The following is a 17,655-nucleotide window of genomic DNA, read 5'->3' on the forward strand; positions in this document are numbered from 1 at the left end:
GCAGTGAGTTCTAATCCAAACCATCGTTACACTTTTGCGTTAAAATGACGCTTTAGTTTTTGTCACAGATATTGAATATTGGTTCTTTAACGCCGTTCGCCAAGATAGCTGCGTGTTTCATAAGGCCGCAAAACGTCACCACGATCGTCAGCATAATTACTGATCATTAGCCGTGCGTTTTTAGGCAAGCGCGTGCTAATTGGGCGGGATTGTTCCTGATCGGTGAAGTTGTTGATAACGAGCAACTCTTGATCATCGGTAAAACGCCGATACATAAAGACATCTGGGTCGTCTGGATCCAATAACTCATAATCACCATAGACAATGAGAGCTGGGTATTGCTTGCGCAGCTGATTGAGCTTTTGATAGAAGAAAAAGACTGAATCAGGATCTGCCAATGCAGCCGCTGCATTGATGGTCTGATAGTTTGGATTGACCTTGATCCAAGGGGTACTTTTTGTGAAACCCGCATGTTGCGTGGCATCCCATTGCATTGGTGTGCGGGCGTTGTCACGCGAGCGCCGATGGATTCGTTTCAGCAAGTCTTCAGAGGTCAGTGCATGCTGTTGATCAACGAGCTCGTGCCAGGCATTTAAAGTATCAAGGTCACGATAATCGTGAATGGAGGGAAAATCGATATTGGTCATCCCCAGCTCTTCGCCTTGGTAGATGTAGGGCGTCCCTTCCATCATGTGCAAGGTTGCGGCGAGCATTTTCGCTGAGCGAACTCGGAAGGCTGGACGATCATCACCAAAACGCGAGACGGCTCGTGGTTGGTCATGATTGTCCCAATACAAACTATTCCAAGCTTTTCCGTGCAGGTCGGTTTGCCATTCGGAAAGCACGCGCTTAAGATCGGTCAACTTTGGCCGATGCAAGGACCATTTTCCAAACTGTGGATCATCGTCCAGCCCCATATGCTTAAACTGGAAAACCATCTCTAGTTCGCGCCGATCAAAGCCGGTATATTTCTCTGCCAAAACAGGTGTGACACCGGGGGCCTCACCAACCGTGATGAGATCGTATTTTGACAACACCGTTTGATTCATTTCCCGGAGGTATTCATGAACATGCGGGCCATTTGCAATGAATCCCAATGAACTGCCATTAGGATGTTCAACGATGTAAGGATCATCAGTGAATTGCTCGGGTTTCGAGATCAGGTTGATCACGTCCATTCGGAAACCATCGATACCTTGCTCGCACCACCATGTCATCATGTCGAACACGGCTTTCCGTACTGCAGGATTCGTCCAATTGAGATCTGGTTGCTTGGTCGCAAAAAGATGCAGGTAGTATTGGCCGACTTCTGGCACATAGGTCCACGCAGAGCCACCGAAATCAGCCCGCCAGTTGGTCGGTTCATGACCGTCAACCGGATCGCGCCAAATATACCAGTTATGGTGAGGATCGGTGCGACTTTGCTTGGCAGCCTGAAACCACGGATGCTCATCAGAAGTATGATTAACTACTAAATCCATCATGACTTTCAAGCCACGTGCATGTGCTTCGTTTAGCAAATGCTTGAAGTCCGCCATCGTGCCAAACTCTGCCATAATTTTTTCGTAATCAGCAATGTCATAGCCGTTATCGGCATTAGGTGATTTATAAATTGGGTTGAGCCAAATAACATCAACACCAAGCTGTTTGATGTAATCTAGGTGCTCGACAACCCCGGTTAGATCACCAATGCCATCATTGTTACTGTCTTGAAAACTGCGTGGGTACACTTGATAAACAACAGCTTCTTGCCACCAGCTTTTATGCATATGAATGCCTCCTTAAATGCGTTCACTGGCGCAGAAACCATCACGTAAGGGCCTTTGGTCGCAATGATGAAGAAGCAGCCATCACGCCCAAGTCTGCTTATACGCCGGTTTCTAACTGCACCAGTTCACGCGCGCTCGTTTTTGACGTCAATTTCAGTATAAAGGTTCATAACCATTACCCAAGTGAAAATGACGTAAAAATGTAATCATAAACAATTATTAATTTCAAGTTATTGTGCGTCAGTCGGTAGCGTGAATTCACGATTACGTGGTACGCGATATTTAAATGGACTTGGTTCGTAATCTTCAAAATTAGTTGGTTTTTTGCTGATAGGGTGGCATTAAAGCGACAAGCAGCTAAAAAATAGCCCACACATGGTTGATATTTTGCATCACATCTTCAAGTGAGATATTTTTAATACTAACAAGCCGCAGCCACTGAGGTATTCCCAGCATGACAAGGACCATACGGACTTTAATTTGCATCCTCAAAAAGGAGAACTTTATGCCAACAAATCACGATATTCAAGACAATCTCAGCAATTGGGATGACCGCGCTAACATCCATGCCGGTGGCGGTTATGGTAACATTGCTGGCTTTATTAACAATCCAAACGGTGTGACTGGCACAGTCAAGCGAGATTTAGAAGTACTCTTGCCGCACTTGCCAGCAAATTCGGTTAAGGGGCAGCGACTGTTGCATCTGCAAAGTCACATTGGCACCGACACTTTGAGCTGGTGGCGCCTAGGCGCAGTCCATGTTCATGGCATTGATTTTTCGCCGAATTCATTACATTACGCCCGTGACATTGCCAAGCAAGCCGGCGCGGATATTACTTATGTCCAAAGTGATGCGCGTTATGCCGCAAAGGCGCTGGCTAATGAAGCTCAGGGGTTTGACGTGATCGTGACTAGTGCGGGTACCATTACTTGGCTGCCAGATTTGCAAGATTGGGCTAATTCAATCGCGGCATTACTTGCACCAGACGGGGTTTTCATGATACGTGACAATCACCCGCTTTTGTTCGCACTGGATAATGACGGGCTTACCATCACGCAAAATTATTTCAGCGGGGCCGAAATCTCTTACGATTCAGATGGTTCGTACACGGCGGGATCGAAAGGGCTAATCCAACACACCCGCAACCACAACTGGGCACATGATTTTCAAGAAATAACGAGTGTGCTACTGAAGGCTGGTTTAACGATTGAAGCACTGGGGGAGCAGCGCATCACCGATTGGCAGGCATTGCCGATGCTGACGTTCAATCGGGAAGAGGACGGTTGGCAGATGCCGGCTGATCTGCCACAAATTCCGTTGACGTTTTCGCTGGTGGCTAGAAAACAAATATGACAAAGAACCTACCTGAGTAAAAATTGCTCGGGCAGGTTCTTTTTAAATACTGCGACTAAATGAGTCTTTTAGTTAACTTATTTTCCCGGAGCGTGGGTCTCATCAATCACGCGTACTGGTGCGATTGGGAGCGCTTTGAACCGCCTTTTTTGTACGTGATCGTGGTTTCTAAGCAACTGAAATTTGGAATAGTCAGCTTGAGTGACTTAGCTTTGAACTGGGGAAAAAATGATTTTAATTATGGTGATGAGCAAATCAATTTTTAGATGTTTGGCGATACTCATGCGGATAGGTCAGCAGAATATGATTTTTTTCAAATAGATTTTGATAGGCGGCATTTGGCTTTTTATCTGTGATGATTTCATCAATCTGATTCATGTTCGTAATGCGAATGTAGTCGCTTTGATCAAACTTAGTCGAGTCAATGCCGAAGATGACACACTTGGCATTGGCAATCATGGCTTCTTTGACTGCTGCTTGCTCTGGATCGGCAACATAAATGCCGCCTGCATCGATGGAACCGGTCGAAAGCAGCGCAAAGTCCGGATGGAAACTCTGGATTTCCTCGATGGTCGTTGAGCCAAGGGTCGAAGCCGATCGTGGAGCCATTTTACCGCCAATGATAATGGTTTCGATATTGTTCAGTGAATTGAATTGTAGCCCCATGTTGACGTTGTTTGTAATCACATGCAGGCCGACTTGATTGTGCAACAGTTCAGGTAAGCTGAAAAAAGTTGAACTGCCGTCAATGAAAAAGGCGGCGTTGCTAGGAATCTTGTCAGCAATTTGATGACTGATAATCCGCTTGAGCCGCGCATTTTCGTTGCGGCGCTTTTCGTAGGTGAATTCAATGTTGTTACCTTGCAGGAGCTGAATCATCCCGTATTGGCGTTGAATGATGTTAGTGTTTTCAAGCTCAATCAAATCGCGACGCAAGGTGGACTTACTTGTGAATATTTGTCGACTGAGTTCAGCCACACTAATTTGCGGTGTTTCACGCAAAATTCTGATGATGTCATTTAGTCTTTCAAACTTAGCTGGTTTTTGTGACACAGTTAACACCTCCAGTTTATGAATTATTATGAATCTATCTGAACAAATTTTAACCGCTTTCATGAACCATTGTCAACCTTGATGACTTCCACTTAACAGCGTAGACAAAAGGCTGTAAGCGCTTTATCATTAGCTTTGGAAACAAGGGAAAGGTTCAAAAAGTTCCAAATGCTAAGGCCACTCGAAAAGATGAGGTGATATAAAGATGGACTATAGCACAATGATTCACAAAGATTTAATTTTTCTCAACGAAAACGCTGCCGATCGAAAAACACTGTTTAGAGATGTTGCCAAGAAGATTCGCGCGGCTGGGTATGCTAAGGACACTTATGAAGCTGCCCTTAACAAACGCGAAGATGAGTTCCCGACTGGGGTTGTTTTTCCTGAGATCTCGGTCATGTTACCGCATGCCGATCCTGAGAACGTGAACGAGCCGTTTATGGCTATCGTCAAAAATGCCCAGCCAGTTCGGGTGCTGCAAATGGGGTACAACGAGCCTGAAGATGCAACGGCCATGTTTTTCTTGGGGATTACCGATTCTAGTCAACAGGTCGGGTTATTGCAGATTTTCATGGACCTGCTGCAAGACAAAGCGTTTGTCGCCAAGTTCAAGGCAACGACTGATCCTGAAGCAATGTATCAATTCTTTGTCGATACGTTCAAGACACAAGCTGCTAACAAATAACTGATCCAATCAAAATAAGGAGCAAACTATTATGGCTAAAATTGTTGTTGCATGTGGTTCCGGTGTAGCTTCCAGCGAAGCAACCGCTAGTCGAATCAAAGATTTTTTTGAAACCAATAACGTTAAAGGCATTTCGGTTGATGCGACGGATTTCAAACAGTTACCGGAAATTTTGCATAACTATGATGTGTATGTCTGGATCGCTAAACCGAATCAACAGTTGGAGGAACTGGCCAAGGATAATAACATCGCTGTTGTGAATGGGATGCCGATTTTCATGAACATGAATCCTGAAAAATCCTACAAAGAAATTGTTCAAGCATTGAAGAACATGCAGGCTGCTGGGAAATAACAGCCCATCCTACTAGAGGAGGTGGAAAATCGTGACAATCTTAAAAGACGTCGTTAATTATATCCTGAATTTAGGTGGACCGGTCTTCGTGCCATTGATCATGTTAATTCTGGGTCTGGTTGCCGGGTTGAAATTCAAAAAATCAATTGTGGCCGCTTTGACCTTGGAGGTTGCTTTCTCCGGCATGACCTTGGTCGTTAACTACATGATGGAGGCTATTTCACCAGCGGCAAAATCCATGTCCAAGCTCTTCCATTTGAGCCTGAATGCGATTGATGCCGGCTGGACCGGGGTTGCTGCCATCACTTGGTCGTACAAGTCCGCGTTCCTATTTTTCCCGTTATTATTAGCTATTAACTTCGTGATGTTGACGTTCAACTGGACCAAAACCCTGAACGTTGATATGTGGAACGTTTGGAACAAGATTTTCACTTACGTCGTTGTTTTGTACTTTACGCACAATGCCTTCTTCGGATTCTTAGTTGCCGGGATTCAAATTGTTTTCGAACTGAAAGCAGGTGATATGTGGCAACGGCATATTGAGGATTTGACAGGCATGCCAGGTGTCACGGTACCGCATTTTATCACCTTATTCGCGGTCATCTTGCAACCGCTTAATAAGTTGCTTGACTTTATTCCGATTATGAACAAGCCGTTTGACGCTGATGCGTTGCAAAAGCGAATTGGTGTCTGGGGTGACAATACTGTCATGGGTGCCTTGATTGGGGTGCTTTTAGGCTTTGGTGCCGGGTATTCCGTTTCTGGCTCCTTGAACTTAGCGATTAAAGCGGCAACTGCGATGACTTTATTCCCAATGATCTCCAAACTTTTCATGACCGCCTTATCACCAATTGCTGATGCGATGAGCGGCTTCATGCAGAAACACTTTAAAGGTCGTGAGGTTTATATCGGCCTTGATTGGCCAATCCTTGCCGGACGTAACGAATTGTGGGTTACGGTGATCATTCTGGTGCCGATCATGTTGGTCTTCGCCATGATCTTGCCGCACAACACCGTCTTGCCATTCGCTGGCATCATCAACTTGTCCTTTGTTAACGCTGCGTTGTTACTGACTGGGGCAAACCTGTTGCGGATGATCACATTGGGCATCATTACTACGCCGATCTTCTTATATGGTGCCACGTACTTTGCGCCAGTTATCACGAATCTGGCCAAATCAACCGGCACTGTTAAAGTTCAGGCTGGTCAGCAGCTTTCATGGTCCACATTTGAAGGGCCGGACTTCCGCTTGTTCTTCGCGCAAGCTTTCAATGGTCAGTGGTGGGCAATCGCGTTGGCGGTGCTTTGGACACTCGGGTTCATCTGGTTGTACCGCGATCAAATCAAGATCAAATTACCGAGTCAACGTTACGGTGCACTAGCGCCGGTCACGGCCGCAGCTGCGCCAACAGCACCGGCTTCAACCAGCAGTGATGCTACCGATGTTGATCTGAGCGATCTCAGCGGTTTGGACTTCAGCGATGCGAAAGCGTCGAACGAATCAAAGAAGGCTGCCAAAGATAAGCAAAATGATACAGCTGATGATGTTGATTTGAATGACATTAGCGGGCTGGATTTCAGTCAGACCAGTCATGATAAGAAACGTGGTGATAAAGGTGAGTAAAACCTTAGCATCATTCTTGGTTTTCCTAGATACGATTGGGATATCAATTGCTTTGCTAGGTGGTAACACATGGTTATGTCTCTTGATGGGAATTGCCACCGTGATCCTTTACGTCAAAGTCAATCCAATTTTGTTTGGCGATTATGATCGCAAACGCAAGGAAAAGATTGAAAAAAGACGGGAAGAGTTATTGGCGCGTCGGACAAATAAGGAAGGAATTTCAAAATGACCGAACAATATGTCTTTGAAAATGAGCGGAAAGATTTAGCCGAAGTGGCCCGCGAAATGTTCATGCGGAAGAATACCAATGTTGCAGGTGGCAACATTAGCGTTCGGATCACCCCTGACAAGGATTTTGATTACGGGGATATTCATATTAAAGCTGGCAAAGATTATCTGATTATGACGCCAACCATGATGTCTGAAGCCTGGTATGCCAAGTTGCAACCAACCCAAATTTTGGTGGTTGATCTTGAAACCGGCAAACTGATTGACGGCGTTGGTCGTCTGACCCGTGAAATCAACATGCATGAAGAAGCTTATCGGGCCAACGACAAGATCCGTTGTGTCTATCATTCCCATGCTGAAGAATCCATGTTCTGGGCAACAGCCGGATTGGATATGCCAAATGTCACCGAAGTTACTGAAGAAGTTGGTCCGATTCGGGTACTGCCATACGCACCAGCCTGCTCCAAGGAACTTGCAGACACGGTCTACAATGGCCTGAAGGAAGTCGGAGATGCGGCAAAAGAGCACATCTTCCTCTTAAACAGCCATGGTGTTTTGATCACTTCCGAAGACTTGCATCATGCCACAGAAATTCTGGAAACCGTTGAATGGAATGCGAAGATTGCTTATCAACAGACGGTCTTCATGAAACTGGGATTGTTAGAAAGCTATCAGTCCTGCGGTAAAACAACTGATGGCATGTTGAAGGAACCTTTGAAAGCCTAGCGGTGGTTAAAAACTGAATTTAAACAATGTAGCAAGACAAGATTAGAACAAGTTAAAACTGGTAAAGAAAGCCGGACAAATTTTCCCATGCGAGGAAAATTTGTCCGGCTTTTGTTGTCTCATAGATTACCTGTCGAGGATTGAGGATTTCAGTGCCAAGGCGGAGCGATCGTAGGCCAGATGGGGCTCGGCCGTGCAAACAACACAGCGACTGGGCTCGAAGCGCCGTCTCCGCTCTAGCTTCGCGTCGCAAGCCCCATCTGGCCGGAGATTGCGGAGTTTGGCACGGCAAGAGAAACGTTAGTCTGGCCCTTTGCGTACAGAGGGACCGTTTTCCTCATCTTGGCTGTCAGTAATCACAGCTTTAATGAATTCGCACAGCCCCAAACTAATGCGGTAAATCCGGCAAGCGGCGATGGATATTCAAAACGAATCGCGAGTGGTCGCGGATGAAGCTTGAAACCGAGTATTCAAATGCGTGACCTTCTTGATCATAGGCGGTCTGCTCGATAACCAGCACTGGACTGCCTTGTTTGATTTGGAGTGCCTCGGCTGTTTCTTCATCAGCTTCGGTGGCATACAAGATGCGTCGGGCATCAGTTAACTGAACGCCCTTACTGCCAAGGTAATCATAAATCGAGCCCTTCAAGATTTTCTTGTCGAGCGGTGCGATGTTGGTCGGCATGGTGGTGTGTTCTAGACTGTAAAAATGCCCATTCACGAGGCGAACCCGTTTGATATCGTAGACAGGTTCATTACTTTTAATGCCAAGATTTTTTTGCTCAGTTGCGCTTGGTAAGCGGGCGTCAAAATAAAGCAGCTTGCTGGTGATTTTTTGATCACGATGCGAATAAGTCACGCCAATTGGTGCATCAAGCGGCAACAATTCCTTGTCGTCGTCTGGTGCTTGGGCGCGCACAAAGCTGCCTGATCCTTGTTTGGTATAGATTAGCCCTTCATCTTGCAACATACGAAGGGCTTTTTTGATGGTCAAACGACTTGTGTGGTAGGTTCTGGCGAGAACTTCCTGAGTTGGCAGCGGTTTGCCTGCGCGATAATGATTTGTCAGGATGTCTTTTTTGATGTCGGAATAGATTTCCCAATATAGATACAACGATGTCACCTCAGCTGGATTATTTGTTCACTAATTGTAACACAAGCCAGATATTTGGCATGTCATTCTGTTAATTATTTGAATATTTGTATATTAACATTTTTCTATTTCACAAAATTTGTATACACAAGATAAAAATAAGTCTTTACAAAAAATGAAAGCGCCTTTAAACTGACAATATCACAGCGCGTTGTCCCAACAAAATCTACTTAGGGGTGGTTAATGATGAAGTTCAATGTTGATAAGCTTCAAGAACCGTTGCTTAAAGCATCAATGTGGGTTCAAAACAACACGATTTTACGGGCGGTCAAGAACGCCTTTGTTCGAACGATTCCGTTTACAGTGATTGGGTCTTTTTCTAACTTAATCAAGATGCAGTTGGATGCCTTGATTAAGTCTCAAAATCTTCACTGGGGTTGGCTGACAAGTATTAGCAATTTATTCGGTTATTTAGGCGTCGCAACCCTTGGCATCGTTGGTTTGATTGTCGTGATCTCAAGCGCCTATTCCTACGCAGTTGAATTAAAACAGCGCGATGAAAACAAGAGTATGAACATTATTATCGCCACGTTGTTAGCCTTCTCTGCATATTTTGTGATGGTACCCAACAATGTGAACTTTGCCGATCCTAAGGCGAAGGTGATTGAAGGCTTCGCGTCATCACTTTTTAGTTATGAAGGGATGTTTACCGGCTTGATTGTCGGAATGTTGGCTGTTGCCCTTTTCGCGGCATTTAGCCGTTCCAAATTCACGATCAAAATGCCCGGCAGCGTCCCACAAAATGTTTTTGATTCATTTTTTGCCTTAATTCCAATGGCAGAAGTGTTGTTGCTCTTTGGGCTTGCTCGAATTGGGCTGCAGGCGATGGGGTATGCAAGCTTAATTCAATTGATCGCGACGGTCGTGATTAAGCCGCTGTTGACCGTGGGTACAGGATTACCAGCTATCATTGTTGTCATCTTACTAGAACAAATTCTGTGGTTCCTTGGCTTGCACGGCTTCAACATTGTTTGGGGGATCGTATCGGCCTTCTGGTTACCGCTATTCTTACAAAATGTTGCTAAGTTTGCTGAAACCAAAAGTTTTGCCGATATTTCGATCGCGCCTAACACCATGACGAATGTGTACGCCATGATTGGCGGTTCCGGTGCTACCTTTGGCCTCATCATTGCCATGTTGATTTTTGCTAAAAAAGGCGAAAAGGAGCGCGAAGTTGCAAAATTGGCGCTGGTGCCAGGTTGCTTCGGTATTAATGAACCGGTGATCTTCGGACTGCCAATTGTTTTGAATCCGATCATGTTCATTCCTTGGATTGTCGTACCGCTGTTTAATGCCATTGTGGCTTATGTAGTGACGTCAATCGGTTGGGTTGTGCCGCTGGTGGTACTTAACTCGGGTAATGAACCGATCTTCTTTAGTACCTGGATTCTTGGCGACTTGCATATGAGTCCCGTCATTCTCGCCTTGGTATTAGTGATCTTTGATGTTTTCCTTTACGCACCGTTTGTCATTATGAATCAACGCAACGAGCGACAAATGGCAGCAGCTTAATGAGTTGCAAACTTAACGAGCGATAAAGAATAGAAAGAAGTTTATTTGATGCAGAAAGTTCATGTTATTGCCCATACACATTGGGATTTCGAATGGTATTTCACGCGCCAGCAAGCACGGGTTCAATTTGCCTATCACATGGCAGAAGTCTTACAGGCACTCGCCGATAATCAGCTGGATAGTTACCTTTTAGATGGGCAATTGGCGATTGTCGACGATTATCTGCAGACAAACCCGGATAAACGAGCAGCCATGATGCGCTTTGTCAAAGCACGGCGGCTTTTCATTGGCCCTTGGTACACTCAAATTGACGAGATGGTAACGAGTGGTGAAGCCATCGTTCGTAATTTGCAGCTTGGCCACAAATTAGCGGCTGACTTGGGCGGCGTCATGAAAGTTGGCTATCTGCCTGACTCATTTGGTCAAGGACAGGATATGCCGAAGATTTATCAAGGTTTTGACATTACCGCCACTGTCTTTTGGCGCGGGATGCCGCATGAAAAGAATGCCCGTTACTTCTACTGGACGGCTAATGATGGCTCAAAAGTTCTAGCGGCTAATATCAAGAATGGTTACTATGCAGGCGTTGACCTAATTGAAAACGATGATACGGCGGCTTTGCTACACCGTATTGCCACAGATACGCAAGCACATGACTTAGCGCTGCCAGTGGGTGGTGATCAACGAGCAGTCGACTTTAACTTGAAGGATCGGCTTCAGTACGCCAATCAGCAGACGTCCGACTTTGAATTGGTGGAAGACAACTATCCGGATTTTTTCAAAGCTTTAGCAACAAGTTCTGATTTGCCAACCTATCAAGGCGAGTTCATTGATCCGTCAGCATCGAAAATTCATCGCGGCATTTATTCATCGCGAGCAGATTTAAAGCATTTGTACGATCGGCTTGAGCATTTGATGGTCGATGTGGTTGAACCGATGATGGTGATTGCGGCTCATCAAGGCATCGAAGCGCAAGATGGGATGGTGGCTCATATCTGGCGTGCCATCGCCCGTGGCCAAGCACATGATTCATCAGGCGGCTGCAATTCAGATGCGACGAATCAAGATATTTACCAACGCGGCGTTGAGGCGCTACAACTGGCAGAATCAGTCCGCGATTATCTTTTACGCAAACTGGCTAGCGGAGCACCGGCATCGCTAAATGTCTTTTTCTGGAATCCAACGGTGCGGCCCGTTCATCAAAATGGTGAGATCACGCTGGCAACGCGTGGCAAGCATTTTTCACTTAAAGATGAAAATGGTGAAGTCGTCGCGTATGAAATCTTAAAACAGGTGAAAGTTGATAACGCCGTTTTGCGGCGCGATCCAGCACAGGAAAAACCTGATGTTTATTATCGGACAACGATTGTCGTGCCATTGACAATGAAGGCGATGGATTGGGTGGGCTTCACGCTTGAGGAAGCGGGCCAGTGCGTAACGGATCGTCAGCCGAGCACAACGATTAGCAACGCCTATTACACGCTGACATTCGACAAGGGCCAGCTGGTGTTGGTTGATCGACGCACGAAGCAATCGTTTGTGAACCCGTTTCATTTTGACGATGGCGGTGATGAAGGTGATACCTATGACTACTCGCCGGCTTTTCAAGACTGGCTGCTGGACTTGACGCTGGCTGAAGCCGAGGTCACGGGTCAGCAAGGGAAACTGGTAAGCGAACTTGTCTTTCGTGGTCAATGGCAGTTGCCAAGTGATCTAGCTCAACGTGCAGCCAAAAAGGCCAGTGTCGGGATGCCGTATGTGTTGGTCTTGAAGTTGGCCGCTGATGATCCGGTGATTCATTTTGAATTTACCGTTGAAAACACCGTTTGTGATCATCGACTCCGTTTAATTCTGAAGACACCGGTGCAAGCACAGACGAGTTTTGCCGATACGCCATTCGGAATTGCCGCTCGTCCGGTGATTGATCCACATCTCAAAGATTGGCGCGCCATTGGTTATCATGAAGAACCGACGGCATTGCGGCCGCTCATTCATTTTGCCAATACGCACGATGACAAAACGAGCTGGACCTTCTTAGGATTAGGCGAAAAAGAATTTCAGTTGATTGGTGATCAATTTGACCAGTTAGCCGTTACTATGTTCCGCGGTGTCGGGTACCTTGGCCGACCTGACTTAAAACGGCGGCCTGGTGATGCCTCTGGCCTGCAGACCAAGTATGTGCCGACGCCTGATAGTCAACTTTTAGGGACCCGGCAAATGCAAGGCGGGAGTTGCCTTGATGCTGATTTTGTCCCGGCGGAATTGCAACGACGGGTTCAGTCGTTGGCAATTGGCAGCCTTGGCTATCAAACACAGACGTTGGATCGTTTCACCACGCCTTTGCAATACTTCCCGATCAACACTGATCAGACAAACCTAGTGCATCAGTCACCTGTGCAACTGGTGAGTCGCGATCTGGTTGTGTCGAGTGTCAGTGAAACGCCTGACCATGCAGGCTACCTAGTTCGCGTTTATAACCCGACCGATGTCACTGTGGTAACAGCAGGAGACTTTATCCTTGAAGTTGCGGCAAGTATTCGTCAATTGAATCTCAATCATGAAACGAAGCAAACGCTTGCCACCGATGTCACCACATTTAAGCTGCCAGCCTTCAAACCGGGAGAGATTCGTACGTACGGTATCTATCCGCGACACATCAGCTTAGCATCGAAAAAGGAGTCGCTATGACTGAAGACAGCCGACCGTTAGCAGCGGCACTTACTGCTTTTGCTGATGAGCATCCATTACCAGATGCCCCGGCTCAGCAAATGTTTCGCACCTTACTGCCGGATGCGCTGATGAAGGCCACAAGTCGGCAGGCGGATGGGACCTACTTTGTTGCGACCGGCGATATTCCGGCGATGTGGCTACGAGACGCAACCTTTCAAGTGTTGCCTTATGTACAGCTCATCAAAGACGTGCCTGATTTAAAGCCGATTCTTGAAGGTGTCCTACGACGAGAATTGGCGTTCGTGCAGCTTGATCCGTATGCCAATGCCTTTAATCAGACGGCCAATGCGGCTCATTGGCGCGATGACGATGAAACCAATATTTCGGTTTCACCACAAGTCTGGGAGCGCAAGTTCGAAATTGATACGCTATGTGCACCGTTGCTGTTGGCGTTGCGGTTGCATACTGAAACAGGCGATGCAGCGCTGTTTGATGCGACTTTTTGGGAAACATTCGCGGTCATTTTAGATATTTTTGAACAGGAACAGCATCATGAACAGTCACCCTATTTTTTCCGCCGGCGTGACACTGCAGCTAACGATACTTTGCCAAATAACGGTTATGGCACCCCTGTTGCTTATACTGGGCTCATCTGGGATGGCTTCCGGCCGAGTGATAACCGGTGTGAATATGGGTACCATATTCCAGCCAATTTGTTTGCAAAAACGGTTTTGAAAGGCTTGTTGCCGCTGATTCCGGCCAATCACCAGTCCTTGGCTGCACGAGCACAAACTTTGGTGACAGCAATTGAGCGAGGCATTGCTAAGTATGCGATTCAAACGTTGCCGAGCGGGGATCAAGGTTTGGCGTATGAAGTGGATGGCCTTGGCAGGACACGTTTCATGGATGATGCGAATGTTCCAAGTTTGTTGAGTTTACCTTTTCTGGGGGCCATTGCAGCTGACGATCCGATTTACTTGGCAACCAAAACCTTTATTTTGAGTAGACAAAATCCGTACTACTACCAAGGAGAAGCTTTTGCAGGCATTGGTAGCGAGCACACCCCGCCGGAATATGTTTGGCCGATTGCAGTGGCAATGGCAGGCTTAGTGGCTGAAAGCAAAACGGAGAAGGCAGCAAAACTTGCCACGATTGCCGCCACAACAGCCGGTACCGGCCAATGTCATGAAGGCGTGCACAAAGACGATCCCGCACAATTCACGCGAACGTGGTTTTCGTGGGCAAACATGACTTATTGTCAATTGGCGTTGGACTACCTAAGTGATCAAAAAGAGGAAGTGGCACTGTGAGTTTAGTAGTCATTGATATTGGCGGCACAACCCTTAAATTCGGTTGTTACGATGAAGTGTCTGGTATTTCTCACCAGACCAGTGTGAAAACACCGCAGACATTGGCCTCGTTTTACCAGGCGCTTCAAACTCAGGTTCATGAATTGCAACGCAAAGCAACCATTACCGGTGTGGCCATCAGCAGTCCCGGCTCCGTGGATCAAACTACAGGCATCATTCGCGGTGCCAGTGCGGTTCCGTATATTCACCATTTTCCAATTGTGGCTGAATTGACCAAACGTTTCCAGCTGCCTGTCACCATCGAAAATGATGCCAATTGCGCCGCACTGGCAGAAGTTCAGGCCGGTGCAGCAGCGGATGTTCGTGACGTCATTTTTCTGGTATTAGGCACTGGGGTTGGCGGTGCGGTCGTTTTGGATGGCCGGATTCATCGTGGTCGACATCTGTTAGGCGGCGAGTTTGGCTATATGTTGTACGGCAATGACGACACGGTCAGTCATCTTGGTACCATTGTGAACGCGACTGATCGCTACAACCGGGCAAATGGCACTGATTTGGACGGGAAAGCCCTTTACGAACTGGCCAAAACCGGACAGCCATTAGCCCAGAAAGCCGTTCGTGACATGCTACAGGTGCTGGCGACAACCATTTTCAATTTGCAGTACAGTCTTGATCCAGATTGTTTTGTCATTGGCGGTGGCATTTCCCAAAATTCTGACTTGCTTGCAGATTTGAATCAGGCGCTCGATGTTGTGATGGCAAAAGTCGAAATTGCCCCCATTCGGCCAATCGTTCGCATTGCCAAGTTTCAGGCTGAAGCCAATTTATACGGCGCCGCAGTTAATTTTCAACAGCATCAACGCAGCCGCTGACATCAGAAATCGAGTATAGAAAGGAGCGCAAGTCAGACTAGCTTCTCGTCTGGCAAGCGCATTTAGGCTAAGACATGACCATTCAATTTGATGCTGACTTTGTCTGGGGAGCGGCAACCAGCGGTCCGCAGGCAGAAGGCACTTTTCATAAAAAGCACGAAAATATTTTTGATTATCATTACCATACTCGGCCACAAGACTTCTACCACAACGTTGGTCCGGATGTTGCCTCGAACTTCTACAACGATTATGAAAACGATCTTGCTTTGTTGAAGCAAGCAGGCGTGCAGGCATTACGAATCTCGATTCAGTGGACGCGCCTGATTGACGATCTTGAATCAGGCACGGTGGATCCAGTAGGGGCCGATTATTATCGCCGAGTTTTTAAGACTATGCATCAACTTGGTATCACGCCGTATGTGAATCTGCATCATTTTGACTTACCAGTGACGTTACAACATCAATATGGCGGCTGGCAGTCAAAGCATGTGGTGGATCTCTATGTGAAATTTGCCACGCGTTGTTTTGAACTGTATAGCGATCAGGTGACGCATTGGTTTACCTTTAATGAACCTAAAGTCATCGTTGACGGTCAATACTTATATCAGTTTCACTATCCTAATATTGTCGATGGGCGGCTGGCTGTGCAAGCTGCGTACAACCTGAACTTAGCTAGCGCCAAAGCTGTGGCGGCGTTTCGGCAGATCAATCGGCAGCCGCAAGGAACGATTGGCACAATTGTTAATCTGACACCGGTTTATCCGGCCTCGCAGGCACCTGAGAACTTGGCTGCGGCGCGATTTGCGGAACAGTGGGCGAATGATCTTTATTTAGAGCCAGCTATTCATGGCCGTTTTCCAGAAGAGCTGGTAGCAAGACTCAAACGAGATGGCGTTTTATGGGAGGCAACTCCTGATGAACTCGCAGTGATTGCTGCCAACCGAATTGATGTCCTTGGGGTTAACTACTACCATCCGTTCCGGGTGCAAGCCCCGGCTGTTTCACCAGATAGCTTACAAGCGTGGTTGCCTGACATCTATTTTGACAATTACGACATGCCAGGCCGAAAAATGAATTTGGATAAAGGCTGGGAAATATACCCAGACGCATTATATGACATTGCAATGACCATTAAGCGTCGCTACGACAATCTGCCTTGGTTTGTGGCTGAAAATGGTATAGGGGTAGCAAACGAAGAACGGTTTTTGAAAGACGGTATGGTCCAAGACGATTATCGCATTCAGTTTATGACCGATCACCTGCGATTCTTAAGCCAGGCTATCGCAGAAGGGGCTAATTGTCATGGCTACTTCGTGTGGACCGGCATTGACTGCTGGTCATGGCTGAATGCTTACAAGAATCGGTACGGTTTGATTCGTAATGACCTACGCAATCAAACAAAGTCACTCAAAAAATCAGGTCACTGGTTTAGTCAGGTGGCGGCGACTGGACTGGTGGCGCCAACGTTGCGTCCATTTGAAAGTGAGGAAAAGAATCATGGCTGAAAATGAGAAGACGATCATGCTGGTTTGTGCAGCAGGTATGTCGACCAGTATGTTGGTTAGAAAAATGCTGGATGCTGCTGAGCAGACAGATGCTCATGTCAAAATATTTGCCGCATCAGCTTCCGATGCTCAGGATCAATTAGCAGCTGAGCACCCTGATGTGTTGCTGCTTGGGCCGCAAGTGCGTTACTTAGAAAGTGACTTTAAAAAGACGCTGACGATTCCAGTAGCGGTCATTAATATGCAAGATTACGGGCTGATGAAAGGCGATCATGTTCTACAAACAGCGCTTGATTTGATGGCATAAACAGGCCGAAAAGGCGTCAACAACCTGCTTGCAGGACATAAAGACAGTGCTGGCGCTCAAGGCTATTAAGGGGGACGCTTTTATGGATGAACAACAACAACTTGTCGTCATGCAGTTAATCATGGCAGGCGGCAATGCAAAAGGGGCAGCGGTTGAAGCAATTAGAGCTGCCAAAGCTGGTGACTTTACTCAAGCTGAAACCAAACTAAAAGAAGCCGATCAATTTCTGGCGGAGGCACACCAAGCACAAACCGGCATGCTAACCGCTGAGGCAAGCGGCGAACATCAACCGGTATCGTTACTGATGGTGCATGGACAGGACCATGTGATGACGGCGATTACTTTCCGGGATTTGGCGGGCGAGATTGTTGCCTTACATGAGCAGATCGCCAGTCGGTAAAGTCATTGACGAGTTAAAATTGTGGGAAGTAAAGAAACTTTAGCTTAAGTCAATGACGACCACCACAAAAAACGCAGCAAGTTGTTTCATGGAAAGTAAAAAGGCGCAAACATCGTGATATTAAACACGTTGCTT

General features: G+C 46.7%; 16 protein-coding genes. 13 read left to right on the plus strand and 3 right to left on the minus strand.

Annotated features, from left to right (window positions below; all coding sequences use genetic code 11):
• Positions 1-86 precede the first annotated feature (86 nt).
• Entirely contained in the window at positions 87-1,769 is a 1,683-nt protein-coding gene (locus tag ACWPAB_RS10380) for a glycoside hydrolase family 13 protein (protein ID WP_016380309.1), read from the minus strand.
• A gap of 505 nt (positions 1,770-2,274) precedes the next feature.
• Between ACWPAB_RS10380 and ACWPAB_RS10385 the strand changes: the two genes are divergently transcribed.
• A complete protein-coding gene (locus tag ACWPAB_RS10385) occupies positions 2,275-3,123 on the plus strand; it encodes a class I SAM-dependent methyltransferase (RefSeq protein ID WP_003585760.1) in 849 nt (282 codons plus the stop codon).
• A 255-nt stretch (positions 3,124-3,378) separates the two neighbouring features.
• Here ACWPAB_RS10385 and ACWPAB_RS10390 read toward each other — a convergent pair whose 3' ends face one another.
• Positions 3,379-4,176: a DeoR/GlpR family DNA-binding transcription regulator gene (locus ACWPAB_RS10390; protein ID WP_003596477.1), complete on the minus strand. Its 798-nt coding sequence runs from the start codon at positions 4,174-4,176 to the stop codon at positions 3,379-3,381.
• A 205-nt stretch (positions 4,177-4,381) separates the two neighbouring features.
• On the opposite strand from ACWPAB_RS10390, the gene ACWPAB_RS10395 reads away from it, so the two are divergent.
• Genes ACWPAB_RS10395 through ACWPAB_RS10415 form a run of 5 tightly spaced genes read left to right on the plus strand, consistent with a single transcriptional unit; the run spans position 4,382 to position 7,791 of the window.
• Positions 4,382-4,861, plus strand: a complete 480-nt coding sequence (locus tag ACWPAB_RS10395) for a PTS sugar transporter subunit IIA (RefSeq protein WP_003585758.1) — start codon at positions 4,382-4,384, stop codon at positions 4,859-4,861.
• Between the two features lie 31 nt (positions 4,862-4,892).
• Entirely contained in the window at positions 4,893-5,213 is a 321-nt protein-coding gene (locus tag ACWPAB_RS10400) for a PTS sugar transporter subunit IIB (protein WP_016380308.1), read from the plus strand.
• A 31-nt stretch (positions 5,214-5,244) separates the two neighbouring features.
• A complete protein-coding gene (locus ACWPAB_RS10405; RefSeq protein ID WP_016381814.1) occupies positions 5,245-6,837 on the plus strand; it encodes a PTS galactitol transporter subunit IIC in 1,593 nt (530 codons plus the stop codon).
• Positions 6,830-7,066: a hypothetical protein gene (locus tag ACWPAB_RS10410; RefSeq protein WP_003567899.1), complete on the plus strand. Its 237-nt coding sequence runs from the start codon at positions 6,830-6,832 to the stop codon at positions 7,064-7,066. Before ACWPAB_RS10405 ends, ACWPAB_RS10410 begins: the two co-directional genes overlap by 8 nt.
• Positions 7,063-7,791: a class II aldolase/adducin family protein gene (locus ACWPAB_RS10415; protein WP_003567897.1), complete on the plus strand. Its 729-nt coding sequence runs from the start codon at positions 7,063-7,065 to the stop codon at positions 7,789-7,791. The genes ACWPAB_RS10410 and ACWPAB_RS10415 overlap by 4 nt, the downstream gene beginning before the upstream one ends.
• 388 nt (positions 7,792-8,179) lie before the next feature.
• On the opposite strand, the gene ACWPAB_RS10420 is transcribed toward ACWPAB_RS10415, so the two are convergent.
• A complete protein-coding gene (locus tag ACWPAB_RS10420; RefSeq protein ID WP_003567895.1) occupies positions 8,180-8,905 on the minus strand; it encodes a GntR family transcriptional regulator in 726 nt (241 codons plus the stop codon).
• A 225-nt stretch (positions 8,906-9,130) separates the two neighbouring features.
• On the opposite strand from ACWPAB_RS10420, the gene ACWPAB_RS10425 reads away from it, so the two are divergent.
• The 7 genes from ACWPAB_RS10425 to ACWPAB_RS10455 all read left to right on the plus strand — a co-directional run bounded on the left by ACWPAB_RS10425 (position 9,131) and on the right by ACWPAB_RS10455 (position 17,520).
• A complete protein-coding gene (locus ACWPAB_RS10425) occupies positions 9,131-10,456 on the plus strand; it encodes a PTS sugar transporter subunit IIC (RefSeq protein ID WP_016381813.1) in 1,326 nt (441 codons plus the stop codon).
• 48 nt (positions 10,457-10,504) lie between these two features.
• A complete protein-coding gene (locus ACWPAB_RS10430) occupies positions 10,505-13,144 on the plus strand; it encodes a glycoside hydrolase family 38 N-terminal domain-containing protein (protein WP_016380578.1) in 2,640 nt (879 codons plus the stop codon).
• Positions 13,141-14,436, plus strand: coding sequence for a glycoside hydrolase family 125 protein (locus tag ACWPAB_RS10435; protein WP_003585749.1), 1,296 nt, complete (start codon positions 13,141-13,143; stop codon positions 14,434-14,436). Before ACWPAB_RS10430 ends, ACWPAB_RS10435 begins: the two co-directional genes overlap by 4 nt.
• On the plus strand, positions 14,433-15,308 hold the full coding sequence (locus tag ACWPAB_RS10440) for an ROK family protein (protein WP_003585747.1): 876 nt from the start codon (positions 14,433-14,435) through the stop codon (positions 15,306-15,308). Before ACWPAB_RS10435 ends, ACWPAB_RS10440 begins: the two co-directional genes overlap by 4 nt.
• A gap of 74 nt (positions 15,309-15,382) precedes the next feature.
• On the plus strand, positions 15,383-16,813 hold the full coding sequence (locus tag ACWPAB_RS10445) for a glycoside hydrolase family 1 protein (RefSeq protein WP_016380577.1): 1,431 nt from the start codon (positions 15,383-15,385) through the stop codon (positions 16,811-16,813).
• On the plus strand, positions 16,806-17,120 hold the full coding sequence (locus ACWPAB_RS10450) for a PTS sugar transporter subunit IIB (protein WP_003585743.1): 315 nt from the start codon (positions 16,806-16,808) through the stop codon (positions 17,118-17,120). The genes ACWPAB_RS10445 and ACWPAB_RS10450 overlap by 8 nt, the downstream gene beginning before the upstream one ends.
• Before the next feature lie 82 nt (positions 17,121-17,202).
• A complete protein-coding gene (locus ACWPAB_RS10455; RefSeq protein ID WP_003585741.1) occupies positions 17,203-17,520 on the plus strand; it encodes a PTS lactose/cellobiose transporter subunit IIA in 318 nt (105 codons plus the stop codon).
• Positions 17,521-17,655: the final 135 nt, after the last annotated feature.

It is taken from the genome of Lacticaseibacillus sp. 30 (assembly GCF_053819265.1).